The sequence below is a fragment of the Vibrio chemaguriensis genome (assembly GCF_012275705.1).
GTDB lineage: Bacteria > Pseudomonadota > Gammaproteobacteria > Enterobacterales > Vibrionaceae > Vibrio > Vibrio diabolicus.
Map to the genome: position 1 here is coordinate 153,860 of NZ_SHOE01000006.1, position 26,110 is coordinate 179,969.

Below are 26,110 nucleotides of genomic sequence, written 5' to 3' on the forward strand. Positions count from 1 at the left end.
TGCATGACTGCCTAACGATACAAAGTTGTTGGATCGGATTCCTTTATCTATTGTTTGTGTATGCTCGTCAGTGATGAATTTATCACCACAAGTCTCTCTTTGCTGGTTAGCATAAACATCACCATTGCGGTGATGGGTTTACTTTTCGATAAGAAATGAGGACATGGATAATGCTAAAGCACACGACGTCAAGTGAAAAGGCGGCTCACCCCATCCCGCAAGAAGCCTTCGATTGGTACGACGAATACGCGCACGGAAAGATTTCGCGCCGAGAATTTCTTAATCGGCTTGGTGGCCTTGCGGTGCTCGGGTTTAGCATGACCGCACTGGTTGACGCGCTGACACCAAATTACGCGCTTGCCGAGCAAGTCTCCTTCAATGATCCTGAAATCAAAGCCACGTACGAAACCTTTTCGTCGCCGAATGGGCATGGTGAAGGGCGTGGTTACTTGGTGATGCCTCAGAAAAAGACCATCAAATCACCAACGGTTTTGGTGATTCATGAAAACCGTGGCCTCAACCCTTACATTAAAGACGTCGCGAGACGACTAGCGAAAGATGGTTTTATCGCCTTTGCTCCCGATGCTCTCTACCCGTTAGGTGGGTATCCGGGAAATGATGATGAAGGGCGAGCAATGCAAAAAGAGATGGACAGAGCCAAGATTGAGCAAGACTTTATAGCGGCCGCTAAATTTATCAAACAGCACGAACATGGAAACGGCAAGCTTGGCGCGGTTGGTTTCTGTTTTGGTGGTTATGTCGTCAATATGCTGGCAGCAGTTATGCCAAATGAGCTCGATGCAGGCGTACCTTTTTATGGAACACCCGCTGCAGAAGAGATTCAAAAACAAGTGAAAGGCCCATTAATGTTGCATTTCGCAGGGTTGGATAAACGTGTGAATGACACTTGGCCTTCGTACGAGCAGCAGTTGATTGCTTCAGGTGCGAAGTACCAAGCTTTGATGTATGAAAACGTCAATCATGGTTTCCACAACGACTCAACCGCACGTTACGCACCCGAGGAAGCGGCTCTTGCTTGGGAACGTACCTTAGCTTTCTTCAAAGAACATCTCATCGTCAGTTAATCGGAGTTGGCACATTCCTTGTTTTATCTCCTTTAGTGAGTGAGATATTAACAAGGAATGTGCATGACTCAATCAACGTCAAAAACACCCATTATCGTCTGCTGTGACAGCCTTCAAGAGCAAGCTCGATTGTCCGGCTTATTGAGCAAAGATTACGACAACATCATCGGTAGCCAATTGGCACAGCTAGAAACGCTGATACGGAGAGAACCATCGGCAAGAGTTGTGGTTGGATGGCAGCAGCCAACCGCAGAGCTGCGTTTGATCGTCGATTTCTGCCGACAAAAATCGGTACCACTTCTTATCGTGCTAAAGCAACTATCTTCTAATGATATCAATCGGTTATCAAGCCAAATGGATTATGTGTTGATGCCTCATGATACTGAGTTTGCTCTTCAACCTTGGATTGACCACGCAACCTTGGTACGTGAGCGGTTCGAGAGAATGAATTCAGAAATTGAATCGCTGACGAACAAGATTGAAGAGCGAAAGCTGGTGGAAAAAGCCAAAGGCTTATTGATGAAAGTGCACAATGTAGATGAGGAACACGCGTACAAAGCAATGCGAAACTCTGCAATGCAATCGAGTCAAACGCTTACTCAAGTTGCGAAGAACCTGATTACCGCATTGCAGTTAATGGATTAACTTCTCTACTACTTTGGAGTTATGGTGAAAATTCTACTGTGGTGCGTGTTGCACTAACAGTAAGCAAATACAATTGTTTGGTAACTAGGGTCAACTCTAATTTGCTGTATTTAAAGTGAAAAATTAGTTGGCACAGTAATTGGATTAGTTAGAACGGGTTTATTGTTGAATCGCTTATCTCAATTATCAATGGCGGTAATTGCAGACTTAGCAACGGCGCTACTGCTCTTCGGAGTAGTAGCGCTTTTTTTATGGGAGCAATCCAATGAAATGGAGTTCGATGCTGAAAGTGTCAGCAATTTCGTTATCGGTAATCACCACGGTTAGCGCAAAGGCAGAGTTGGGTGAGCCAGAAATTGAAGACCTGAAGTTTGGTTTTATTAAGTTAACCGATATGGCGCCGCTAGCGGTTGCCTATGAGCAAGGCTTTTTTGAAGACGAAGGGTTATACGTCACGCTCGAAGCGCAAGCAAACTGGAAAGTGCTGTTGGACCGCGTTATCGATGGTGAACTCGATGGCGCGCATATGCTTGCTGGTCAGCCATTGGGCGCGACGATTGGTGTCGGTACAAAAGCAGAAGTGATTACCGCGTTCAGTATGGATTTGAACGGCAACGCAATCACGGTTTCCAATGATACTTGGGAGCAGATGAAGCAATACATTCCAAAACAACCGGATGGCAAGTCTGTTCATCCAATCAAAGCGGATGCACTGAAGCCTGTGGTCGACAGCTATCTGGATAAAGGTAAACCCTTCAACATGGGCATGGTGTTTCCTGTATCGACGCACAACTATGAGTTGCGATACTGGTTAGCGGCAGGTGGGATTCATCCAGGTTTTTATGCACCAGATTCAGGCGATAACAGTGGCCAGTTGGATGCTGACGTTCTATTGAGTGTTACACCGCCACCACAAATGCCAGCCACAATGGAAGCGGGCACGATCAAAGGGTACTGCGTAGGCGAACCATGGAACCAGCAAGCCGTATTTAAAGGTATTGGTACGCCAGTCGTGACCGATTACGAGATCTGGAAGAACAACCCAGAGAAAGTGTTTGGTGTTTCCAAAGCTTGGGCTGAGAAGTATCCAAACACGCACATTCGTGTAGTGAAAGCCTTGATTCGAGCGGCACATTGGTTGGATGAAAACGACAATGCCAACCGCCAAGAAGCAGTGAAGATGTTATCAAAAAGCGAATACGTTGGAGCCGATGCCGAAGTTATCGCCAACTCGATGACGGGCACATTTGAATACGAGAAAGGCGACAAACGAGACGTGCCAGACTTCAACGTGTTCTTCCGTCATAACGCCACGTATCCGTATTACAGCGATGCGATTTGGTATCTGACTCAAATGCGCCGTTGGGGGCAAATCTCAAGCGAGAAATCCGATGATTGGTACATGGATGTCGCAAAAGAGGTGTACCGTCCAGATATCTACCAACAAGCAGCTCAAGCGCTAATTGAAGATGGTGTGTTGAGCAAAAAAGACTTCCCAGACTTCAGCGCTGAAGATGGTTTTCGCGCGCCACAAACACACTTTATCGACAACATCGTTTATGACGGTCGCGAGCCAAATAAATATCTAGAGAAGTTCTCTATCGGGCTAAAAGGAAAAGACAAAGTTTAGGATGAGCAGTCCTACAAAAAATACAGCGGGCAGGTGAGTCTGCCCGCAATAACAAGGATGTAAATTTCTTAGGAGTGAGTATGTCTAGTAATGTCATTTCCCTTTTTCCTGCTAAGCAGGTAGTGAACCGAAGTCGGTTGGTGCTTTTGCCCGTCATTGGCTTGCTGATCTTTTTGGCAATGTGGCACTTAGCAGCGAGAGAAGTGCAAACTTCATTAGGTACGCTACCGGGACCTGTGCAAACTTTTCAGCAGTTCAGCAACCTTATCGATGACCATTGGCAAGAACGAGAAAAGGAACAAGCTTTTATCGAGCGTCAGGAAAAACGCAATGCTGCGAAGTTAGCCAAGAATCCGGACGCGGAAGTGAAGATTCGTCCCTACACAGGTAAACCGACGTTTTTCGACCAAATCATAACAAGCTTAGTGACCGTAACTGCGGGCTTTTTGCTGGCGACGGTTGTCGCGATTCCGCTTGGCATCGTGCTTGGTCTTAATCAAGGGCTGTATCAAGCGTTCAACCCAATCATTCAATTGCTTAAGCCTGTTTCACCTTTAGCTTGGCTGCCTATCGTTACTATGGTTGTAAGTGCCACTTATGTGAGTGATGACCCGATGTTTGCTAAGTCGTTCATTAACTCTCTGATCACAGTAGCGCTATGTAGCTTATGGCCGACGCTGATTAATACCGCAGTGGGTGTAACGAGCGTTGATAAAGACTTAATCAACGTGAGTAAAGTGCTTCAACTTTCGTGGTGGCAGCACATCCGCACCATCGTATTACCTTCTGCCATTCCAATGATCTTCACCGGTTTACGTCTCTCTTTAGGTATCGCTTGGATGGTATTGATTGCAGCAGAAATGCTCGCGCAGAACCCAGGGTTAGGCAAGTTCGTTTGGGACGAGTTCCAAAACGGCAGTTCGGCATCATTGGGTCGCATCATGGTGGCAGTCATCACTATTGGTTTTATCGGTTTGATGCTCGATAGAGGCATGCTGCAACTTCAAAAGTGGCTGTCTTGGAATAAACAACAAGCGTTGAGATAAGGGAAAAGATCATGGAAAAAGCATTATTAGATCTAACGCGTTTAGGGATGCGATTCTCAACGCCAGATGGCGAGTTCATCGCGCTTAAAAACGTCGATTTACAAATCAATAAGGGCGAGTTTGTATCCCTAATTGGTCACTCTGGCTGCGGTAAATCAACGGTATTGAACTTAGTCGCAGGGCTACACATGCCAACAGATGGCGGCGTGATCGTCGATGGACGAGAAGTAGCTGGACCAGGACCTGACCGCGCAGTGGTGTTCCAAAACCATTCATTATTGCCTTGGTTAACCGTGTATCAAAACGTTGAGTTAGCTGTAAAACAAATTGCCGGCAAAAAGGGCAAAGCGTGGATTCAGGAACAAGTGAACCACTATTTGGAGTTGATTCAAATGCAGCATGCCGCGCACAAAAAGCCGGATGAAATCTCGGGCGGTATGAAGCAGCGAGTCGGCATTGCGAGAGCACTGGCACTTCAACCAAAGGTTCTACTGATGGATGAACCATTTGGTGCGTTGGATGCGTTAACTCGTGCGCACTTACAGGATGCACTGATGAAGATCCAAGCCGAGCTAAACAACACCGTCATTATGATTACTCACGATGTGGATGAAGCGGTGCTGCTATCTGACAAAATCGTGATGATGACTAACGGACCGGCTGCAACTATTGGTGAAGTGTTAGAAGTGAATCTACCTCGCCCTCGTGAGCGTGTCGCACTGGCGGATGATGTGCAGTATCAGAAGTGTCGACAAGCGGTGCTGAAGTTCCTTTACGAGAAGCAATCCAAAGTCGAGATTCCTGCTTCGAAAGAAGACCAACCCAAAAACGCAGCGCAAACGGCATAAGGAGGCAGCGATGAACAGTCCTTTAACGATTCCAGTAAAGAACGCATTGAGCCACATCGTTGTGGTAGGCAACGGTATGGTCGGGCAACACCTCGTCGAGCAATTAGTGCAGAAAAACGCGCATTTGGAGCACCGAATTACCGTGATTGGTGCAGAGCGTTTTATCGCGTATGACCGTGTAAAGTTGTCCTCTTTGTTTGCGGGTAAGTCTCATGATGATTTGATGCTGAGCAACCAAGAATGGTACGACATGCATGGCATCCAACTCGTACTTGGCAGCCAAGTAACAGGCATCGACAGAGAGCAAAAGCGCATTCTTCTTGATGGTGAAGATGTGCTGGGTTACGACGAACTTGTGCTCGCGACCGGTTCTTACCCATTTGTGCCGCCAATTGAAGGTAAAGACAGAGACAACGTGTTTGTCTATCGCACGCTTGATGATCTTTCACAAATCAAGAAGGCATGTGAAGGTGCAAGAACAGGTGCAGTGATTGGCGGTGGCTTATTGGGTTTAGAAGCGGCAAACGCACTCAAGCTATTGGGGTTAGAAACTCACGTTATTGAATTTGCTCCCCGCCTGATGCCCGTGCAGTTAGACGATGGTGCTGGCTTAGTGCTAAAAGAGAAGATTGAAGCGCTGGGGCTAACCGTTCACACCTCAACGGGTACGGAACGAATCTGCGATGGTGAAACGGCTAAGCATCGTATGGTATTTAAAGACAAAGATCCTCTCGAAGTGGATGTGATTGTCTTCTCCGCAGGCATTCGTCCTCAAGATGAGTTGGCAAGGCTGGCTGAGCTAGAAATAGGCGAGCGAGGCGGCATTGTGATTAACAACCAATGCCAAACCAGCGATGAGAACATTTACGCGATTGGCGAATGTGCCCTTTGGGAACAGAAGATCTTTGGCTTAGTCGCACCCGGTTACACCATGGCGAGAACCACTGCCGATGTCTTGACTGGAATGCCAAGCGAAGGTTTTAAAGGTGCAGACATGAGCACCAAACTCAAGCTGCTTGGGGTGGATGTGGCGTCTATCGGCGATGCACAAATGCAAACCGAAGGCGCACAAGAAATGGTCTTGCAAGATTCGGTAGCAAGCATCTACAAAAAGCTGGTGGTTGATGCGAGTGGTACCCAATTACTTGGTGCGATTCTCGTCGGTGACAACAGTGACTACGATGCGCTTTTGCAGTGTTATTTGAACAAAACTGTCTTGCCAAACCACGCGGCGAACCTGCTGTTTGATACCGGAATGCTTGATGGAGAGATGCCAGACAGCGCCATTATCTGTTCTTGTCACAACGTCACAAAAGGCGACTTAGTTGCCGAGATTCAAGCTGGCACTACCAACCTGACGGACCTTAAAGCGAACACCAAAGCCGGTACTGGCTGTGGTGGCTGTAGCAATATGGTGAAGTCGGTATTGGATACGCAATTGGCAGCCATGGGGGTAGAGGTTAACAACCACCTTTGTGAGCACTTTGAGTTAAGTCGCCAAGAGATGTTCCATATTTGCCAAGTGGAACAGATCAAAGACTTCGACACCTTAATCGCACTGCATGGCAAAGGGCATGGGTGTGATATCTGTAAGCCGACAGCAGCATCTGTGTTTGCTTCTTTGTGGAATGAACACATCATGGAGCCACAGCATCAGTCTCTGCAAGATTCTAACGATGCCTTTATGGCTAACCTGCAAAAAGACGGCTCTTACTCGATTGTACCTCGTGTTCCGGGGGGGCGAAATTACACCAGACAAACTCATCGTACTTGGTGAAGTCGCTCAGCAATACGATCTGTACACCAAGATCACTGGCGGTCAGCGCGTGGATTTATTTGGCGCGCAGTTAGAACAGCTTCCTGAAATCTGGCAAACCTTAATTGATGCTGGTTTTGAAACAGGGCACGCCTACGGTAAATCGGTGCGCACCGTGAAATCGTGCGTGGGTTCTACTTGGTGTCGTTATGGTGTTGATGATTCAGTTGGATTAGCCATTGAGTTAGAGAACCGCTACAAAGGATTGCGAGCGCCCCATAAGCTTAAGTTTGCCGTATCGGGCTGTACTCGCGAGTGTGCAGAAGCGCAAAGTAAAGACATTGGGGTGATCGCCACCGAAAACGGCTGGAATCTATACGTTTGTGGTAATGGCGGCATGAGACCAAGACACGCTGATTTGTTTGCATCCGACTTATCCAAATCAGAGTTGATCACCATGATTGACCGAGTATTGATGTTCTACGTCAGCACCGCAGATCGCTTGCAGCGTACGTCAGTGTGGATGGAGAACATGGAAGGGGGCTTAGACTACCTTAAACAAGTGATTTTGGATGACTCTCTGAATCTATGTGATTCATTGGATGAGCAAATGGCACGAGTCGTAGATACCTATCAGTGTGAGTGGAAGAGTACGTTGGATAATCCTCAAAAACTGCAGCGCTTCCGTCCTTTCTTGAACAGCACGTCGGGCAGCAAAGTCTTGCCGTACCAACGTGTGCGCGGTCAGCGTATTCCGGTGAAACAGGAGGTGTAAATGGCAGCTTTAACCAAAGTGAAATTGTGTCAGTTTGATGACCTAATGCCGTTCATCGGTGCCACTGTGTTGATTGAAGGCGAGCATGTCGCGTTATTCTACATTCCTGATAGCGGTGTTTACGCCGTTCAAGATTGGGACCCAATAGGCAAGGCTTACGTGATGAGTCGAGGGATTGTCGGCGATATTGATGGTGAGATGTGTGTTGCGTCACCACTGTACAAACAGCATTTCAGCCTAAAGAGCGGGCAGTGTTTGGAAGACGAAGCGCACTGTCTAAAAACGTGGCAAGTAACGGTCGACGATAATCAGGTTTGTTACTTAGTCGAAGAATGATCCTCGAAATTAGCTTGCTCGATATGAATAAATTATTGGCGTAAGAGACAAGCGAATAAGGCTCCAGAGACAGCAGAGTGTGGCTCTGGAGCTTTTGACTATTTGCAAGAATTCACTTGTAGCTCGGTATAGCCAGTCGAGTCGTCCATCGCTCTGGTAAACTCAAGTTCTGGATAAGAATGGATGATCAATTCTGCGGTGGTGTCTATAACCGTGCCTTCCATTAAATGCCCGCCCCAGACTCGTCCATCACGATCTGACGCCGAGATATGAACGTGTTGATGTTCAGGCGTTAGGGTTCCCATCACAGAGACAATTTCAAATGGCTCTTGTTTGGTTAACGTACTCTCTGCACCAGCCAAACGAAGGTTTAGGTCAGAGATACAACCAACGCATGAAGCAATCGAGCCTGCTTTGATACCATGCTGCTCGACCAATTTCGCTAGGCTCAGCTTTAAGTCCATGCCTTTGGTAAGGCGTACTGCTATCACTTCAATCGACATGTTATTTCCTAATCAAAACCAGCAAGCAGGAAAGCGCCGTATCCAAATCGGCATAACGTTTGGCTTTGCCAAGCACGCGCATACCTTGCATGTTGTTGAGAACAAAACGAGCAAGCTCTTCTGGTTTCAGCGTTTTGGGCACTAAGGTTTCTTTTTGCGCATTGGTTAGTGCATCCGCAATGATGTCGATAAGATGGTCAAACAAAAAATGCCCTTTGCGCAGTACGTCATCGTCTTCACCTGCATGCTCAATCAACGCATTTTGAATAAAACACCCACAACTTCGCTTGCGTTGCAGCTCTGCAAAGGACTTAAGGAAAGACTCAAGTTCTGGCAGGGATGCGCCGTCTTTCTCTAAGTCGGTGAGTGAGGGCAACGAGACTTTTTTTAGATAAGCATCCAGTGCTTCGTAGTAAAGCTGCTGCTTATCACCGTAGGTGTTGTAAAGACTGAAGCGGTTGATGTTCAACTCGTCGGTGAGATCAGAAATGGATGTATTAGCGAAACCTTTGCGCCAAAAAACGTCCATAGCGACTAATAGTTTTTCTTCTCGATCGAAGTTGGCTTTTCTTGCCATATGCGTACCTACCTGAGCGGTTTTTCTCAAACCACTCCTAAACTTATTGAACAACTTTTGGGAAATGAAGTTCTTGACTGATCGTTTATAAACTGGCTACAGTATATCCTAACCAATCGGTTAGAAAAAGAAAAAAGGATATAAAATGAAGCTCTACGAAACTGCGATAACTCCAAGTTGTAAGCGAGTTAGCATTTTTTTAAAGGAAATTGGTGGCGATGTTGAACGCATCGCTTTAAATGTGCGTGACGGCGAAAATCTAGCGGAAGATTTCAAGCAAAAAAGCGTCAATGGAAAAGTGCCATTGCTTGAGCTTGAAGATGGCACGACGATTTGTGAGAGCGTCGCAATTTGTCGTTATCTGGATGAAGCGTTTGAAAATAATTTAGCTCTGTTTGGGGCAAACCAACTTGAGCGCGCGCAAGTGGAAATGTGGCATCGCGTGGTGGAGTTTCAAGGTCTGTATGCTGCTTTTCAAGCATTTAGAAACATCACAGCTATCTATGAAGATAGAGAGCGTTGTGTTAAAGAGTGGGGCGAAGAGTCCAAGCAACGCGTGCAAGAGTTTTTACCGTTGTTAGATAAGCGACTTGGTGAAAGCGAGTTCATTGCCGCTGACCATTTTACTATCGTCGATATTACAGGCTTTATTTTGATTGGTTTTGCAATTAAAGGCCTAGAAATCGATGTGTTTACTACTGCACCAAACATTGCGCGTTGGTATGAGCAAGTTTCAGCTCGGCCTGCATTTCTAAGTTGATGTACCAGCAGCGAGTAGATCATTGCTCGCTGCTATTGCCTTTCGAATTCACAAGGATATTCAAATTCTTCAGCTTTTTTCTTATTTTGTCTCCTATCGCCTATAATTGGAAAAACAACCTCAATGGGCTTCAATGCGTTTTAGAGCCTAGCGCTCTTAGTCTGTAGACGTTCTTTTCATAGTGGGAAGTCTATTAATAGACAAGGAGAGGTCATGCGTATTCAAGTTAAAACTATCAATAATGTTCTTATTGCTCTTTTAATGGTTTCGGTCTTTGGTCTCGTCGCGCTGTACCTCAATAACACACAGCAGAATGAACAGATTGAAAAACTGCAAAGTCAGTTAATAGAGAAAGAGCATCAGATATTAATCTCCAATGAGGCGCTGTCTTACACTCGATATCAACACCAGTTATTAGCTGAAGATTATAGTCGTTTTAGAAATGAGCAATCAGTGACTAGTGTTCTACGTTAGCGTGCCCGACTACCGTCTTAAGGAGGCGAATGAAATCCATTCTTTTGGTCGATGACAGTAAAACAGTACTACTTTATATCAGCAGTGCATTAGAAAAGCAGGGATATGAAGTTATTGCTGTTGAAGACGGACAATCCGCACTTGAAGTGCTGACTTATCGCAAAGATATTCAGTTTGTACTTAGTGACTTAATGATGCCTGGCATTAATGGTATTGAGCTGTGTCGGCAATTAAAATCACAAGTTAGCGAACGTTACATTTTCTTTGTTTTATTGTCCTCTAGAAATGACCAAAGCTCGATCGTGAAAGGCATCGATGCTGGCGCAGATGACTTTGTGGATAAGAAGACGTCTGTAGAGGAACTTCAGGCCAGAATCCGCGCGGGGTTTCGTACTTTAGAACTGCACAACAAACTCGTTGAGAGAAATAAAGAGTTAGATGCAGCCTATCGAATGATCCATCAAGATTTACAGTCTGCTAGTCACCTGATGGAGCAACTACTCCCAGCGGAGTCGTCGATCCAGAACATGCAATTTAGTTACGCCTACAAACCGTGCTCCCAGATTGGTGGTGACATGTTGGGGTATTTTGAGCTTGATGAACAACATGTCGCATTTTATGTTTTCGATGTTTCAGGTCATGGTGTTTCGTCTGCTTTGATGGCTTTTTCTATCCAACAGACGTTATCTCAAAATCTGGGACCTGATTCGATAACCATGGAGCTAAGAGATGGCGACTACTGTATCAGTGAACCAGCAGCCGTTATTGATCGGCTAAACCGAAGGTATCAGCAAACTAGGAACAGTCAGCTTTATTTCACCATGGTTTATGCCATTCTTAATACAGAATCAGGACAACTTCGCTATTGTACTGCTGGTCATCCTAAGTTCCTTGTTTGGCGAGCGAGCACCGAAACTACAGAGCTGGCGGGTGAAGACAACTTTATGATTGGCGCTTTGCAGCCGATGGAGTACGTTGATAATCAAATTATTCTGAGTGAGGGGGATGTAGTATGGCTTTATTCGGATGGTTTGATAGAAGCGAGGCGAGGCGAGGCGATGTTTTCAGTACAAAGGTTGGCATCAAGTATAAAAGCTGTTTGTACTTCGCAATTAGAAGCAGAAGTGCAGGCTAGATGTGTCTTTGAACAAGTACAATCGTGGCAGAACAAAGATGAGTTTGATGATGATGCGAGTCTTTTACAAGTAAGGTGGCGTGGCTGATAGCCTAGGGATAAAGGAAAAGAATGTTCCAGAGCGAGTTTAAACGAACTTACGGTGGATCCCTTACTCGCTCTCGAAGTGCGAGTAAAGAGGTTGCTAAGTTTTTAATGGATAATCAAGTATCGTTAAGTACGGCTCAGTCGTTGGAGCTTTGTGTTGTTGAGCTTATGAACAATGCTTACATCCATTCTTACAGTGAAATTGAAGGCAAGCCGATAGACGTGGAGTGTAGGATTAGATGTGACCCAATGTCAGATTTCATTGAACTTAGGGTTTCTGACTACGGAGCGTCAATCAATGAAATGACATTCAACCAACATAAAAATAAACAGATTGAGGCTCCTAACTTAATGGATGATGATAGTTGGTCTGCTTCAGGTCGTGGACTGATGTTAGTCGCTCAATTATCTGATCAGTTCAAGTTAGAAAAAGAGATTGGAAAAAACACGTTTGTTTTAGTGAAGAGGAACGGCGAAAAACTAACAACCAAGCAAGATCTATTCACCCCACCTGGTCCCTAGCGTTAATCTGAAGGTTACGTTGTATGTTATTGTTATTTTGTATTTGTGGTTGGTGCAGGTGACAATAATGCTTCCAACTCTTCTGGTGTCAGTATATCACTGATGTTTAGCATATTGCTCTCATCATCTAACGCCATCTTTGTACGACTAAGCAAGTACCTCTTTTGAGTTGGCGTTAAGTCTTTGAGAGACTCAATCAGCTCCTTGAAATTGCTATTGTTCATTGCCATATTTCCCCCAGTTAAGCCTTAATTTGTTTTATTGCATATTCTTCAAGTAAGCAAAGATTTGTTGATTAATGGCAGCTAGCTCTTTAGTAACTATAGCTATATCTGAGCTATCTGGCTCGTTATCGTTTCTTGTTTCTGCTTCTATTTTTGTGAAAACAATGACAGCGGTTTCTTCACCAAAGCTTTCTAGAATGCCCTTTAGGCTGTGAGCCAATAAGTAGAGTTCCGGCCAACATTTGTTTGCGTATAACTCATTGATACGCTGTATGTCATTGGCGTGGTCTTCTAAGTATGTGGAAAAAACGGTGACGATAAGATCTACGTCGTTCTCCATGTATTTATTGAGAACATCAAAATTAATCATGTTTACCTCTGACTAACCGCGAGGTAGAAAAATGTATCGGATAGGAACGTTGAAGTGGGGGGAGTTGAGCGCTGAACAGTGTGCTTATCACTTGAGCTAGACTCATAAAAACAAAGTTATTGTTCGGTACACTTTGACTTATATACAAGTGTCTATGATCTAATCTTTTGTGCAAAGCATTTTGCACTCGTGTCGTGGCAACACAAGTTACGTGATAGTGGGTTACAAATAAAATGCTGGGTTGGGAACAGTCTTGTCTACCTAGTTTAAAGCAATCATCAAACAAGTAAGCCAAGCGCTCGCCAACTTTGACTATTCCTTCAGTCAAGGTCAACTCTCCTAATCGAGTACAAATACAAGCTAGCAACCTAGTTGCATAATGGCAAGTAGATTGACGCAAAAAAGGGGCCTTGCGCCCCTTTTGTACAATTAGCTTTGCTTGGAGTCCTGTTCTACCTGCCTCATTAACTCGTTCGCCTTCTTCATTGCACGTCTTGCGCTTGTGGTCCTTCTCTTATTGAGTAGTATGTCGGAGAAGCGCAGGTATTTATCTGCAGTTTTGAATCTCAAATCGTTAATATCTTGAAAACCGATAGGAAAGTTCTTCGAAAACTGATCAACATCTTTCACTAAGTTATCGAGGTGAGTTGTTGTTCTTGCCTTTTCTAGGCGGTAATAGAAGTTTTCGAATTCCTCTTGGAACAAAATTCGAGCAGCCTCGTCCGGAAATGGTAGAGGATCGTTAGAGTCTAGCGCGGTCTCATACAGTTTCATTTCGAGAACTGCATCTTTCATCGCGTTGCTTATTTTTAAGTTGTTTTGATGCTCTTCAACGTTTGAGAAGAAAGTATTCCCAACCTTAATTAGCGCAACAAGTGCTGCAGCATCTTTATTTTTGAGTGCTTCAGTTAGGTGTTTACCAAAAACATCGCTAGATAATGAGCTTGGTGTAAATGGGTAATCCTGATGAATTTGATTTAACTCATCTTTCAGTTCATAGATGGACTTACTGTCTTCTTCTTTACTGTATCGAGACTTTTCCAGTTGGCTATTGATTTGTCTGGCTATCGAAAGCAATGTGGAGTGCTTGCTTGATTGAATATCTAACGCCAGAACTTCAATTTTATGTGAGTCAGGGTAGTAGGTTTTTGCTTTGTTTAGTACAGACTCGATTTCATCATAATTTGGATAGTTGTTAGCATCAGAATTTAGAACCTGATCAATCTCAGATTCAAACTCACTTAGAAGGTAGCTCTTGTGCTGTCGTAGTAAGCCAGCTTTAATCACCGGGTGTAAGTTTTTCTCACTATTAATCAGTGACAAGCTTTTTTCTGGCGGTGTATCAAGCAACCATTCCTGCCCATTAATCTGATCATTTTGCTTGTTAATAGCTATTTCTAAATCAGAGATGGTTTCTTGTTGTTGTTGATAGCCAAACACGATTCCGGTAACCAATAGTACGCTTGCAGCTACACCGCTAACGATAGGCCAATATCGCAAGTTCAACTTTTGTTTTAACTGCTCTGGGGTAAGGTCTTTGGGGATGATGCCAGTTGAAAACACGCGTGCAAAGATAGGCCACTTAGATGCTGGCATATTAGTAGGTTTCGAGACCTTCATTTTCTTTTTGAGAGCTTCATTAACAGGAGTTCTTGAATAAGGATGCTTGCAACTCAATAACTCGTAAGCAATACAAAATAGCGCAAACATATCGTCGCTTAAGTTTGGCTCTTTACCCGACAACAAGTTGAGCGATGCGTAGTTTGGAGTATAACCAAGAGTCTCCACATTTTCGGATTTACGTTTAGCTGCGTATTGATCTTGCTTTAATTGATGAGTTTTAGATACACCAAAGTCGAGTAATTTAACATTACCTTCAGACGTTAAAATGACGTTAGCGGGCTTTAAATCGGCATGCACGACACCAAGTGAATGGGCGTAAGACAGCGCGTCAAGTACCTGATTTAGAATCGATAAAGTTGCATTAAACTTCAGCCCATGCGGCCTAGATCGTTGTATTAAATTCTCTAATGTTTCCCCGTTAATATATTCCATCACTAAGAAATATATTTCGCCATCAACACCAAAATCAAAAACCCTAATAATATTAGGGTGGCTTAATCTTTGTGTTTGCTGAGCTTCACGTATCAACATGCGTGCAGTCTCTGGTTGAGATGCAAACTCTTTTTGTAAAATCTTTAATGCTACGTAAGGGGCTTCTGAACCTGAAGATTCTAATATCTTATCTTTTGCCAAATAAACATCACAAAGTCCGCCATGGCCAAGAACCGACTCGATTTCATATCGATTTTTGACAGTTGTGCCTATTAAATTCTCATTAATAACATCTTTGTCATTATTTGATGTGTTATTTTTATTGTTTATTTTCTTATTAACTAACGGAGTGTTTTCTTTTTGAGACAGTTTTGTATTTGTTTCATTTTTATTTTGAACGGAGCCTTCATTGCTAGCAACTTTATTTGATTGAATTGCATTGTCTCGTTTTTGAGTCTTTACAATTTTAGTTTTGTCTCCGCTATCTTTATTATTTATAGAATTGTTTTTATTGCTGTCTTCCATCACAAGAACTCCGTATAAATGATGGGGGAATATATACCTTTCTGCTCAATGAAAAGTCATTATGTTAGAATTTCGCGGCCAAACTAACATTCGTTTTTTTATTGATGAAAGTCTAAGTGTCAAAAATTTGAACTTGGTTGGATAATTAAAATTGTTGAACAATACGTGATTGCTTTGATAAAAAAATGATTCATTATTCCGTGCATGATTTTCAATGGCAGGTTTAAGGTTTTTATTAATCTTACTGTTAATAAGAAAGTGACTAATAATAAAATTAAAAATAATATTTAGCAGGTCTTTGGCGAGGTTTACATGAAGTTGGTTTTAACCATAACAAGTTTTCACAAATTTACTCCAGAGATTGAGAGTGAGTTTGTGTTTGAATCAAGTGATGAGCATGCCAAAGTTACGTTTGGTCGGTCTGAGCAATGTGATTGGACACTGCCAGACCCTGAAAGAGTAGTATCCGGAACTCACGGAGAGCTCATCAAGTTTGGTGATAAATACTTGATAAAAGACTTATCAACTAATGGCACGTTTGTTAATAACGCTGTGACACCTGTGGGCCAAGGACATGAGATTGCACTAAGTGACGACGATACGGTTAGTTTAGGGGATTACCAAATTTCAGTAAGTATTCAAACTAGCACTGAGGCATTCAATAATCAGGAAAGTAACTTTCGTTCCAGTTCAGAACCTGAAGCATTCTCGAGTTCATCTGAAGCAGAGTTTGTAGACCTCGGCCTTAGTGCCAGTGAGCTTTTGAATGAGAGTGTTCCTTCTGACTTTCAACTAGATATTGGCTTAGTCGATGATTTTATTGATATCCCCAAACCAGAAAAACAGAGTGTAGATCCTACACCTGTACCGGAAACCCCACGACAGCTAGAACGTCAATCAACTCCCAAATTTGATAGTAAAGGGAGCGAGCTTGCGGCGTTCATTAAAGGAGCGGGTATTGATCCAACGATGATTCCCAGCGATAACAGAGAGCAATGGTTTGAACAACTGGGGGAATCATTTTCTTTGATGTTAGTTGGTTTAATGGAAACGCTGCACAATCGAGCGGTATTTAAACAAACAAATCGACTTAGTCATACTGCGTTTCGGAAGTCAGAAAATAATCCTCTGAAGTTCTCTGCGAATTTAGAAGATGCAATTCATAACTTATATAACCGTCAAACTGCAAGTTTCCTAAAGCCAAGTGCAGCCATTAAAGAAGCGTTTAGTGATATAGAAAGTCATGAACAAGCGTTAATGAAAGGTGTTGAGGGTACGGTTTCAAGTGTTATGTCGCTTGTTGAACCTACGTCGATATACTCAGAAGCTTTAGCTAAAGACACGGTTATTAATAAGGTTATTCCAGCAAGGAAATATGCTCAAAGTTGGAAGCGGTTTGAGGATATTCATGAAAAGCTATCCGATGACATTATCAATAAAGAATCTCCATTTTATTTAGAAGATTTCGCTAAACACTATGAGTTAGCATTAAAAAATAAAAGCTAGGAAATAGGGTGATGAAAAGAGTTTATCAGTACATTTTGTTATTAATTTCAATGGTTTTATTTGGATGCTCAGCAGCCAATTTAGTTGTTGATCCATATTCAGATTTAGAAATAACAGCAAATCACAATATTAACCCTGACTCCAATGGTAGGCCATCCCCTGTAGTCGTGTATGTTTTTGAATTAACATCAAATACCCTTTTTGAAAGTCAGGATTTTTTTTCAATTTATGAAGAAAGTGAAAAAGTCTTAGGTCCTGATTTAGTGAATAAATATGAAATATCATTAACTCCAGGTCAGAAAGAAACATATCAGGCAAGTATGTCTCCAAAGACTGAATACTTAGGCATTGTCGCAGCGTTTCGAGATATTGAAAATTCAAATTGGCGACAAGTCATTGAAGTGGATAAGACCGGTTACAACACCTATCAAATTCTGTTAGAAGATCTGTCTTTGGTCGTAAAATAACGTTTAGTTGGCTAATTATAAATGACGCAATACTCCAAGACGGCTTGGTGCGAAGGGATGTTTTTACGTCCCCAGCACTTTCAACAACATGAACGCGCAACCTCTCAAGAATTCAAAGGCTTACATCAGTTTGGTGGGGCTTATAATTGGGGGGTTTGGAAATGTCGAGTAAAAGAACATGCATTAAAAGATGGTCTGATTGAATTAGATCACTTTGAGGCAGTTTTGCCAGATATGACTCTGGTTAATACCTTAACAGCCAGCGATTCGGTTGTGCCTTTATTTATTGATAAAGACGTAGAAAATACGTTAGTAAAAATCACTCTTCCCCTTTCAAATGTCAAAGGTAAAAATGTTTCTGATGTAAGTGAGGCGATTGTTTCTCGTTATGTACTTAAAGACGTTGACGTTATAGATAATCTCACTGGGCAGGATGAAGAAACGATTCAAGTCGCAGCCTTAAACCTAGAACTGAAAGCCAGCAATGACAAATTAGCGGGTTATGTTGAGTTACCGATTTTGAAAATAAAAGAGGTAACGGCAGAAGGCGAAGTAATACTAGACGATTCGTATGTTCCACCGCTTATCAATTTACTTAGCGACAAAGTTATGTCGGCTTACTTGCGTAACGTTATTGCGATGACAAAGATGCGTGCCGACGTTATTGCGCAGCGATTGATTAAGGGCAAAGCCGCATCTGCATCTGCTGTTGATTTCATCATGCTACAAATGTTGAACAGGTATGAGGCGATGTTAAAGCACTTTAGTGACCTAGACAGGCTACATCCATTGGAATTAGCTACGACCCTGAAAGGTTATATTGGTGAATTAGCTACGTTTTCTGACAAAACCAAGAGGATGCCAAGCTTACTTACATACGATCACTTAGATGTATCAAGTGTTTATAGCGAATTGAATCAAGTTCTGAGTCAATATCTGAGCGTTGTCCTTGATCAAACAGCAAGCAAACTTCCTTTGGAGCCACGACAATATGGAATTCAAGTGACGCCACTTCCAGATAAGCGTTTACTTGAATCATGCCAGTTTGTGCTTGCGGTCAAAGCTGATACGACAACAGATGAAATCAGACGTTTAGTCCCGGCGCAGCTCAAGTTTGGACCAGCGGAGCAGATTCGTGATCTGATCAACAATCAGATTAATGGCATAAACGTAGCGCCATTGAGTGTAGTACCGAGGCAGATCCCTTACCAAACGGGTTATGTCTACTTCGAAGTAGTCAAGAAAGGCCCGTTTTGGATGAGGCTGAAAGACAGTGGTGGTATTGCGCTGCATTTATCGGGGCATTTTCCGAATGCTGACCTTGAGCTGTGGAGTATTAGTCAATAGGTGTGCTCAGTATGGAACAAACGATCGTAAAACCAACACCGGGTGGAAGAGCGCCCGCACCGAAACCACCATCAGAAAAGTCAGCGGATAATACGGTAGTTATCTCAAAAAGTCCTGAATTGGTGAATAACGATTCAGTGGTTGCTTATGGGAACAACCCTTTATTGGCAGAAGCGAATGGTCTTTTATCCATTATTGGTCAAATTCGAGCGACAGCGACTCATTCTGACCCGTTGTTTCTAAAAGAGACGTTGGCACAAAAACTTAGAGATTATGAGAACCGACTACGCCACCACGACGTTGATTTGGACACTATTGATACGGCTCGTTACTGTTTGTGTTGCTCGTTAGATGAAGCGGTGCTCAATACTAATTGGGGGGGGGCATTCATTTTGGAGCCATGACTCATTGCTTAGTTCTTTCTATGCCAGCAGCCAGGGTGGGGAGGCGTTCTTTAAGTACCTTGATAAGTGCATGGCGCAACCAGATACAAATTTAGATTTGCTTGAATTGATGTACGTGTGCCTATCGCTTGGGTTTCTCGGCCAATATCGTTTGGAAAAAAACGGACTGGAGTCTCACCGAAAACTGAGAAGGCAGATTATCGCTATTCTTAAGTCTTACGGAAGAGGGATACCTCAAGAGCTAAGCAATAGTATCGAACAACACATTTTGAATGGCTCTAAGGCTTCCGACAGAGCTCCTCTCTGGGTTGTGTGCTCCGTAACGGCTGCATTATTGGTTTGTATATTTATGTATTTTAGCTATGAGCTAAACAAGGCTTCCAACCGCACCTTTTCTCAATTAGTCAATTTGGTTCAACCGCAACAGCTTAACCAAGATACAACGTCAGAATCAAAATCAGCGCCAATTGCAGAAAGGATCTCTATGTATCTGGCAACCGAGATCGGGAAGGGGCTAATTAACGTCGAGCCGTTGCAAGACAGGGTAAGAATTTCGTTAAAGTCGCAAGATCTATTTGAATCAGGTAGTGCTGATGTTGTTGCGTATATCCAACCCGTAATTTCTAAACTCGCTAGAACGTTGGAGTCGACCCAAGGCAAGATCATTGTGACAGGTCATACCGATGATAGGCCAATTTTCACGAGTAAATATCCTTCGAACTGGCATCTATCATTAGCTCGAGCTACTGCTATGTCTGAACAACTTATCTCGAATAGCGCACTAGAAGGTCGAGTCATACCAGAAGGGCTGGGTGATGCAAGACCATTGGTTGAAAACAATAGTGACGAAAACCGAGCTATTAACCGTCGAATTGAAATCGACCTCCTTGTCGCGAATTAATAACAGGTAGATAGAGATGCGTATTAAAGAAATTGGCAGAATATTTACTCAAAGGTGGTTTCTCGGTCTTATCGGTGTCGCTGCTTGTTCAATTTTTATTTGGGTTGTTGGTCCACTTATCACTATAGCGGGATATGAGCCGCTAAAGAGCGACTTCCAACGACTCGTCACGATTTTGGTGCTGGTGTTTGTGTGGGCTTTATTCAACGTGACTAAGCAGCACAAGCAAAAAGTTAAAGAAGACGAAAGTATTCAAACGTTACTTGAGGTTGATAGTCAGTCAGATAAAGAAGCGGCGAGTGAAATTGACTTAATGCGCGAGCGTATTGAGCAAGCTGTCAAAGTAGTAACGAAAACACATAAAGGAAAGCGAAGCTTATATGACTTGCCTTGGTATGTGTTGATCGGCCCTCCAGGGACAGGGAAAACAACAGTGCTAAAGCAGTCAGGGCTGGAGTTTCCGTTAGCGGATAGCCTTGGTTCTGACTCTATCGCTGGTGTCGGTGGAACTCGTCATTGTGATTGGTGGTTTGCAAATAAAGCCGTTCTGATTGATACGGCCGGTCGGTACACGACACAAGACAGTCAAGAAAAAGTCGACTCTAAAGCATGGCACGGCTTCTTAGGGTTGTTGAAAAAATATAGAACGCAAAGGCCAATTAATGGTGCAATTGTCACGATCAGTTTAGCCAGTGTGATGTCGCAGACAAGAACCGAGCGAAGCCTTCATGCTCGAGCTATCAAGTCGCGCCTTCAAGAACTGAAGAATCAGTTAGGGATGCAATTTCCTATTTACGTACTACTGACCAAAATGGATTTAGTTGCGGGTTTCAATGAGTTCTTCTCTGATCTAAGTAAGGAAGAGCGTGAGGAATTGTTCGGTTTCATGTTTCCGCGTGAAGTGGCTGATGAAAGAGGGGTTATTTCTTTATTCAATAAAGAATTTCATGGCATGTTAGAGCGCCTTGATGCTCGAATGCTGAGAATCCTTGAAACTGAAGATGATTTAGAGAAGCGAGCACTTATTTTTGAATTTCCTAAACAGCTAAGGGTATTGCAAGCTAACCTCGATGAATTTTTAGCGGAAATATTTGCACAAAATAGTTTTGAAGAGCCAGCCTTGATTCGTGGTGTGTTTATGTTGAGCTCGGTCCAAGAAGGCTTACCAGTCGATAAGTTAATGAATGAATCGACCAATGGACTTGGACTAAATCGCCTCGCTCTAGCAAAGAGCCAAACAGGGTCTCATAGTTATTTCGTGAAGAACTTGTTTGATAAGGTTATTTTCAAGGAACAACTGTTAGGAACGGTTAATCGTCACTATCAAAAGCAGTCAGGGTGGATGCGCCGAGGTGTTTACATTGGCTGTGCTTCTCTACTGCTAGGTGCGTCTGCACTTTGGCTTATGAGCTACAAGTGGAATTCTCAGTTGATTGTCGATACCAATGAGCAAGCCGGCCATATTGAAGCAATGATTGGTGCTGAGAGCCTAGATTTTGAGGCGGATATTATCTCAGCCGTAGAGACATTAAATCGATTGATGACGCTTCCTCTAGGAAAGCAAAGCAACTACGGCGATGCTGATTCCGTAAAAAGGTTTGGTCTTTATCAAGGAGATAAAGTCTCACAGGCGGCAAGCAATGCATATTCTGATGCGTTGACCCAATATTACGCTCCCTTGCTTCTTGATAGCTTGGTGACGGAAATGGAAAGTAATCAACAGCATCGAGAGTATTTGTATGAAACGTTGAAAACTTATTTGATGTTATTTAATCCAGACAAATACCAACAAGATGAAGTGTTGGCTTGGTTTAACTTCTATTTTGAACGTCAATATCCGGGTGAACTAAATATAGACTTAAGAAAAGGTCTGTTACAGCACACTCAAAATTTATTAGAGAATGATGGACAAGGCTTTTCTTATAATACTGCTGCCGTGACTAATGCTCGCGAGGTTTTGACACAAATGTCTCTACCAGAACGTGCTTATCAGCGAATGAAGATACAATTTTCGAAGAGTCATGTTCCTTCATTTCGTTTGACTGATGTCTTGGGGCCTAAAGGGCTTGAGCAGTTTGAACGAGCGAGTGGAAAGCCGTTATCACAAGGCATTTCGGGCTTTTATACGTACAATGGCTTTCATAGCATTTTTCAGATTCAGATCAACCGTACAGTAAAAAGCCTAATGGAAGAGAACTGGGTTTATGGTGACGATCTTAAGGCTCATGAAATTGATCAAGATAGCGCTATTCAAGGAGTCCAATCTCGATACTATCAAGATTATGTGAATGAATGGAAAACTCTGATCGAAGATATTCAACTTAAGCAGGCTCCGAGCCTAGAGCTTGCAACAGAACAAGCTAGAGTTCTATCTGGAGTTGAAAGACCAATCGAATCGTTGTTGAGGGCAATCCAAAAAGAAGTTGGTTTGTCGAAAGTATCATTGTCAGAAAATCAGAAGGCCACTTCTGAAGTCGCTGGTAAGGTTGCCAAAGTTAAATTTTCGAATACGGCAGATAGACTAGACATGTACTTGCCTGAAGAAAATGGTTTCAATGTTGCACTGCCAGGTAAAGAAGTCGAATCTCATTTTTCGGAGATCTTACGTCTCGGCGAACAAGACTTTGATGATATTCAACAAGCTATGGTTAACTTGCGCTCGTATTTAAGCGATTTATCAAGCTCAGGTAATAATCAGAAAATTGCTTACAAAAGTATTTTAGATGGGACCGTTACACAAGATGTGGCTGCTTCCTTTGCTCGCGCTAAAGAACTTTTGCCTAGGCCATTTAATCAATGGCTAGGTGAACTTTCTCAAGAGTCAGTTAAGTTTGCGGAGAGCGGGTCGAAAGATCATCTAAATCAGCTTTGGGTTACGCAAGTGGTGCGCCCTTATCAGCGGACTATTGCGGGTAGATACCCATTCGAGCCAAATGCAAGCAGAGAAGTAAGGCTGAAGGACTTCAAACGTTTCTTTGGTTATGGAGGTACGCTTGACTCATTCTTCCAAGAGTATCTTGAACCGTTTGTCGATACTTCGAAAAGTCGTTGGCGATTAGAAAAGGAAATTGGAGTTCGTCCAGAAACGCTGATGGTCTTTCAAAGAGCGAAGCGTATCAGGCAGTCTTTCTTTGAATCTGATAATTCATTGCGCGTAGAGTTCGGTATGAAACCAGTGTATCTGGATCAGCACATTACTCGGTTTGTTCTAGAGTTAGGTAAGCAAGATTTGGTTTATAAGCATGGACCAGCACGAGCTAAATCCTTGAGCTGGCCTGCGGGTCAAGATCAGACTCGAATAGTGTTCACACCACCAGAATCTAAACGTGAGATTGCCCATACTTATGAAGGTGAGTGGGGCATATTCAAACTGTTAGATCAATCACTTAAAGCAAGACCAGAATCACGTAAAGACAACATAGTTATGATTGATTTAAAGGGAAATAAGGTGCAACTAGAGCTTATTCCGTCTAGTGCTATTAATCCGTTTTGGTCAAATGAAATGGAGAGGTTCAGATGTCCACGAACCTTGTAACATCAGCCTGGGGTTATATCGGTAAAATGCCTGCAAAAGGAGACTTTGTGAAAGATGGCTTATCACAAGATTTTTCAGAGCGCTGGCATGACTGGCAGCAGGCTGTTATTGCAGTCAGCAGAGAACAATTGGGTGAAAGTTGGAATGAGCACTTTTTAACCGCGCCTGTGTGGCACTTTGCTCTGGATGTTAGTTACTTAGAAGACTCGACATACATTGGTAGCATGATTCCTAGTGTAGATGCATGCGGTAGATACTTTTTCTTTACTATAGCTCGTGCCGTAAAAGGTGAAGCTGCGCAATATTGGGGGGACAAAGCTTGGACCGAGGACAGTGCATCTCTTGCCCTAGCAGTACTTGAGGACGACTTTGTATTTGATGTTTGGCATAAGAGCATGCAAGAAAAAAACGATTTAGTGGCGAATGTAAAAAGTGAAGTGCGGCCTCTTAAGTTTCTTTATCAAAGCCAAATATCTACGATTTTTCATGATCAAGGTGGAGCAGATCAAAGCGCACTTTTGAATTACCTCATTAAAGAAAAATTGAGTAAGCCATGCTTTTGGTGGACTGAAGGCTCGACTCTAGTTGAACCATGTATGTTTATGACCAGCGGTTTCCCTTCTATTGGTCAATTTTCTGCCATGCTTGATGGCGGTTGGAAAAAGTGGAATTGGTAGGATAGAAGAATGAATTGGAACTATTTTACCTTTGCTAAATCGCACGCAGGAAAAGTACGCCCTTATAACGAGGATGCTCTTTTAGATATGACAGAGCAGCATATTTGGGTTGTAGCCGATGGAATGGGTGGGCATAGTGCTGGCGACATAGCAAGCCAGATGCTAGTGGATAGAATCGCGCGCCATATGCAGGATGTCCCAAATACCAATATCGATGATATCCGGAGTGTGGTTCAAGCCGCGAATTTAGAAATTTATCAATACGCACAAAATCACTTAGACGGTAAAACGATGGGAACAACTCTCGTTTTGTTGTTTATCCAGGACGGGTATTACCACTGTCTTTGGGTCGGTGATAGCCGAATTTACCAGCTTAGAAATGGTCATTTTTCTCAAAAAACACGCGATCATAGTCAAGTTATGGATTTAGTCGATCAAGGGTTATTGGCATTTGAAGATGCTGAGTCACATCCTCTCGCAAATGTTATTACCAGAGCTGTTGGGGTAGATGAGAGTATCACTATTGATCAAGTTTCGGGTCAGTTGGCTGACGGAGATCAATTTCTTCTGTGTAGTGATGGGCTTTCTAAAGAATTAACGAGTGATGAAATTCACCGGACATTGTATGCGGACTCAGTAAATCAAGCAGGATTAGCGCTCATGCATTCGGCGTTAGTGAGAGGTGCAAGTGATAACGTTACTTGTGCGTTAGTCAAAGTTCGCCAAGCGCAGACAGAATTTGAAGCAGTAACGAGAGAAGACGCGACGATCCCCGTTTTTCTTAGAGGGAGGTCTTATGAATAGTGAGATGTTCGATTGGTATGAACAAGCGTTGGCTCCTATATCTCAAGAGAATCCCACAGGTGTTGATCCTAGAGAAGATGTATCGCCACAGTCCGCTTATTACCGATTAAAAGATCAGCGTATGGCTGCGCGAAATGCAGAGCGTAATGCGCTTATAGAAGAAGAAAGTATTTATACCCACAGTAACTTATGGCGGGTATTTATTGAAGAAGTACCAGAGATACTTACGAATCAATCTAAAGATTTAGAGTTTGTGGCTTGGCTTATAGAGGCTCTAACTCGATTGCATGGTTTTCGTGGTATGGGCGTTGGGTACAAACTCGCAACCGAGTTCATCGAGAAGTTTTGGGATGATCTCTATCCAATGCCTGATGAGGATGGTATTGAAACAAGAATATCGGCGATTACTGGCCTCAATGGTATCGATAGCGAAGGAACACTTATTTTCCCTATTGCTTGTATCCCGCTTACTGACGTAGGCGTTGAGCAAGCGTATGCCTACTGGGAATATCAGCAAGCTATTGAGTTGGAGCGTTTAGATGAAGATAAGCGCCGAAATCGAGTCGATCTTGGCGCTACAGAGCTATCTGATATTACAACTACAGTTAAATCTACCTCTGATGCCTTTTATCGTGAGCTAATCGCTGATCTGGAGTTCGCCACAGAGTCATTTAATGAATTCAGTCAGCGATTAGATGAAGCGGTAGGTGATGTCACTCCTAGCTCTTATATATCAAAAAGGCTTGAATCAATACACTCGGCATTAAAGCATCTCCTTGGAGAGCGTTTTAATCAACCACAAGCTGTGTTTGAAGAACTGGAGGAGGTGGATGAATCTTCTTCTTCGGAACAACAAGTGAGTTCACAAAGTTCTGATGCACTATTAGCGACAAACATGAAATCACGAGAGCAGGCGATTAGACAATTGCAGCAAGTGGCTGATTTCTTCAGAGAGAGTGAGCCTCACTCACCAGTTTCTTACTCCATCGAACAGATCATTCGTTGGTGTGGAATGCCTCTGCCGGAGTTACTGGCGGAACTTATCTCCGACGGAGATGCAAAGAAAAGCTACTTCCGTTTGGTTGGCATAGCAGAACAAAATGAAAATTAATAAAG

At 43.2% G+C, this 26,110-nt stretch carries 22 protein-coding genes and 2 pseudogenes; 19 read left to right on the top strand and 5 right to left on the bottom strand.

Features of this window, described 5'->3' with window-relative positions:
• Positions 1 to 170: 170 nt before the first annotated feature.
• From EX191_RS08110 to nirD, 7 genes and pseudogenes are all read left to right on the top strand, one after another.
• Positions 171 to 1,085: a dienelactone hydrolase family protein gene (locus EX191_RS08110; protein WP_062907270.1), complete on the top strand. Its 915-nt coding sequence runs from the start codon at positions 171 to 173 to the stop codon at positions 1,083 to 1,085.
• A 63-nt stretch (positions 1,086 to 1,148) separates the two neighbouring features.
• Entirely contained in the window at positions 1,149 to 1,730 is a 582-nt protein-coding gene (locus EX191_RS08115) for an ANTAR domain-containing response regulator (RefSeq protein ID WP_025500874.1), read from the top strand.
• Positions 1,731 to 1,995: 265 nt separating this feature from the next.
• Positions 1,996 to 3,360, top strand: coding sequence for a CmpA/NrtA family ABC transporter substrate-binding protein (locus EX191_RS08120; RefSeq protein WP_193447525.1), 1,365 nt, complete (start codon positions 1,996 to 1,998; stop codon positions 3,358 to 3,360).
• An 80-nt stretch (positions 3,361 to 3,440) separates the two neighbouring features.
• Positions 3,441 to 4,406, top strand: coding sequence for an ABC transporter permease (locus tag EX191_RS08125; protein WP_009696302.1), 966 nt, complete (start codon positions 3,441 to 3,443; stop codon positions 4,404 to 4,406).
• 11 nt (positions 4,407 to 4,417) lie between these two features.
• Positions 4,418 to 5,254, top strand: coding sequence for an ABC transporter ATP-binding protein (locus tag EX191_RS08130; protein ID WP_193447526.1), 837 nt, complete (start codon positions 4,418 to 4,420; stop codon positions 5,252 to 5,254).
• A gap of 10 nt (positions 5,255 to 5,264) precedes the next feature.
• Positions 5,265 to 7,785: pseudogene (gene nirB / locus EX191_RS08135) on the top strand (nitrite reductase large subunit NirB).
• Positions 7,786 to 8,121, top strand: coding sequence for a nitrite reductase small subunit NirD (nirD, locus tag EX191_RS08140; RefSeq protein WP_124007993.1), 336 nt, complete (start codon positions 7,786 to 7,788; stop codon positions 8,119 to 8,121). It begins immediately after the preceding pseudogene.
• A gap of 98 nt (positions 8,122 to 8,219) precedes the next feature.
• Here nirD and EX191_RS08145 read toward each other — a convergent pair whose 3' ends face one another.
• Both EX191_RS08145 and EX191_RS08150 read right to left on the bottom strand, forming a co-directional pair.
• The gene (locus EX191_RS08145; protein ID WP_193447527.1) at positions 8,220 to 8,624 is read right to left on the bottom strand and encodes a PPC domain-containing DNA-binding protein; all 405 of its coding nucleotides are present in this window, start codon (positions 8,622 to 8,624) and stop codon (positions 8,220 to 8,222) included.
• 1 nt (position 8,625) lies between these two features.
• A complete protein-coding gene (locus EX191_RS08150) occupies positions 8,626 to 9,201 on the bottom strand; it encodes a TetR/AcrR family transcriptional regulator (RefSeq protein ID WP_017447463.1) in 576 nt (191 codons plus the stop codon).
• Positions 9,202 to 9,346: 145 nt separating this feature from the next.
• Between EX191_RS08150 and EX191_RS08155 the strand changes: the two genes are divergently transcribed.
• The 4 genes from EX191_RS08155 (at position 9,347) to EX191_RS08170 (ending at position 12,179) form a co-directional block, all read left to right on the top strand.
• Positions 9,347 to 9,961 carry a glutathione S-transferase gene (locus tag EX191_RS08155; RefSeq protein WP_047009249.1) on the top strand — a complete coding sequence of 205 codons (615 nt, stop codon included), beginning with the start codon at positions 9,347 to 9,349 and terminating at the stop codon, positions 9,959 to 9,961.
• Positions 9,962 to 10,174: 213 nt separating this feature from the next.
• Positions 10,175 to 10,435: a hypothetical protein gene (locus EX191_RS08160; RefSeq protein ID WP_005395662.1), complete on the top strand. Its 261-nt coding sequence runs from the start codon at positions 10,175 to 10,177 to the stop codon at positions 10,433 to 10,435.
• Positions 10,436 to 10,464: 29 nt separating this feature from the next.
• Positions 10,465 to 11,658, top strand: coding sequence for a PP2C family protein-serine/threonine phosphatase (locus tag EX191_RS08165; protein ID WP_145535213.1), 1,194 nt, complete (start codon positions 10,465 to 10,467; stop codon positions 11,656 to 11,658).
• A 107-nt stretch (positions 11,659 to 11,765) separates the two neighbouring features.
• Entirely contained in the window at positions 11,766 to 12,179 is a 414-nt protein-coding gene (locus tag EX191_RS08170; protein ID WP_243238664.1) for an ATP-binding protein, read from the top strand.
• 32 nt (positions 12,180 to 12,211) lie between these two features.
• Here the strand turns inward: EX191_RS08170 and EX191_RS08175 are convergent, their stop codons facing one another.
• From EX191_RS08175 to EX191_RS08185, 3 genes are all read right to left on the bottom strand, one after another.
• Positions 12,212 to 12,403, bottom strand: coding sequence for a hypothetical protein (locus EX191_RS08175; RefSeq protein WP_012842175.1), 192 nt, complete (start codon positions 12,401 to 12,403; stop codon positions 12,212 to 12,214).
• Between the two features lie 34 nt (positions 12,404 to 12,437).
• Positions 12,438 to 12,773, bottom strand: coding sequence for an Hpt domain-containing protein (locus EX191_RS08180; RefSeq protein WP_005395669.1), 336 nt, complete (start codon positions 12,771 to 12,773; stop codon positions 12,438 to 12,440).
• A gap of 429 nt (positions 12,774 to 13,202) precedes the next feature.
• Complete coding sequence (locus EX191_RS08185) at positions 13,203 to 15,353, bottom strand: serine/threonine-protein kinase (protein ID WP_172605944.1); 2,151 nt, start codon at positions 15,351 to 15,353, stop codon at positions 13,203 to 13,205.
• A 312-nt stretch (positions 15,354 to 15,665) separates the two neighbouring features.
• On the opposite strand from EX191_RS08185, the gene tagH reads away from it, so the two are divergent.
• The 8 genes and pseudogenes from tagH to tssA all read left to right on the top strand — a co-directional run bounded on the left by tagH (position 15,666) and on the right by tssA (position 26,105).
• Complete coding sequence (tagH, locus tag EX191_RS08190) at positions 15,666 to 16,859, top strand: type VI secretion system-associated FHA domain protein TagH (RefSeq protein WP_193447528.1); 1,194 nt, start codon at positions 15,666 to 15,668, stop codon at positions 16,857 to 16,859.
• An 11-nt stretch (positions 16,860 to 16,870) separates the two neighbouring features.
• A complete protein-coding gene (gene tssJ / locus EX191_RS08195) occupies positions 16,871 to 17,326 on the top strand; it encodes a type VI secretion system lipoprotein TssJ (RefSeq protein ID WP_005395676.1) in 456 nt (151 codons plus the stop codon).
• Between the two features lie 21 nt (positions 17,327 to 17,347).
• On the top strand, positions 17,348 to 18,673 hold the full coding sequence (gene tssK / locus EX191_RS08200) for a type VI secretion system baseplate subunit TssK (protein ID WP_081441242.1): 1,326 nt from the start codon (positions 17,348 to 17,350) through the stop codon (positions 18,671 to 18,673).
• A gap of 11 nt (positions 18,674 to 18,684) precedes the next feature.
• Positions 18,685 to 19,978, top strand: a pseudogene (gene tssL / locus EX191_RS08205) (type VI secretion system protein TssL, long form).
• A gap of 16 nt (positions 19,979 to 19,994) precedes the next feature.
• Positions 19,995 to 23,513, top strand: a complete 3,519-nt coding sequence (gene tssM, locus EX191_RS08210) for a type VI secretion system membrane subunit TssM (protein ID WP_193447529.1) — start codon at positions 19,995 to 19,997, stop codon at positions 23,511 to 23,513.
• The gene (tagF, locus tag EX191_RS08215) at positions 23,495 to 24,190 is read left to right on the top strand and encodes a type VI secretion system-associated protein TagF (RefSeq protein WP_104970766.1); all 696 of its coding nucleotides are present in this window, start codon (positions 23,495 to 23,497) and stop codon (positions 24,188 to 24,190) included. Before tssM ends, tagF begins: the two co-directional genes overlap by 19 nt.
• A 9-nt stretch (positions 24,191 to 24,199) precedes the next feature.
• Positions 24,200 to 24,994 carry a PP2C family protein-serine/threonine phosphatase gene (locus tag EX191_RS08220; protein WP_005398381.1) on the top strand — a complete coding sequence of 265 codons (795 nt, stop codon included), beginning with the start codon at positions 24,200 to 24,202 and terminating at the stop codon, positions 24,992 to 24,994.
• The gene (tssA, locus tag EX191_RS08225; protein WP_012842182.1) at positions 24,987 to 26,105 is read left to right on the top strand and encodes a type VI secretion system protein TssA; all 1,119 of its coding nucleotides are present in this window, start codon (positions 24,987 to 24,989) and stop codon (positions 26,103 to 26,105) included. Before EX191_RS08220 ends, tssA begins: the two co-directional genes overlap by 8 nt.
• The last annotated feature ends 5 nt before the right edge of the window (positions 26,106 to 26,110 follow it).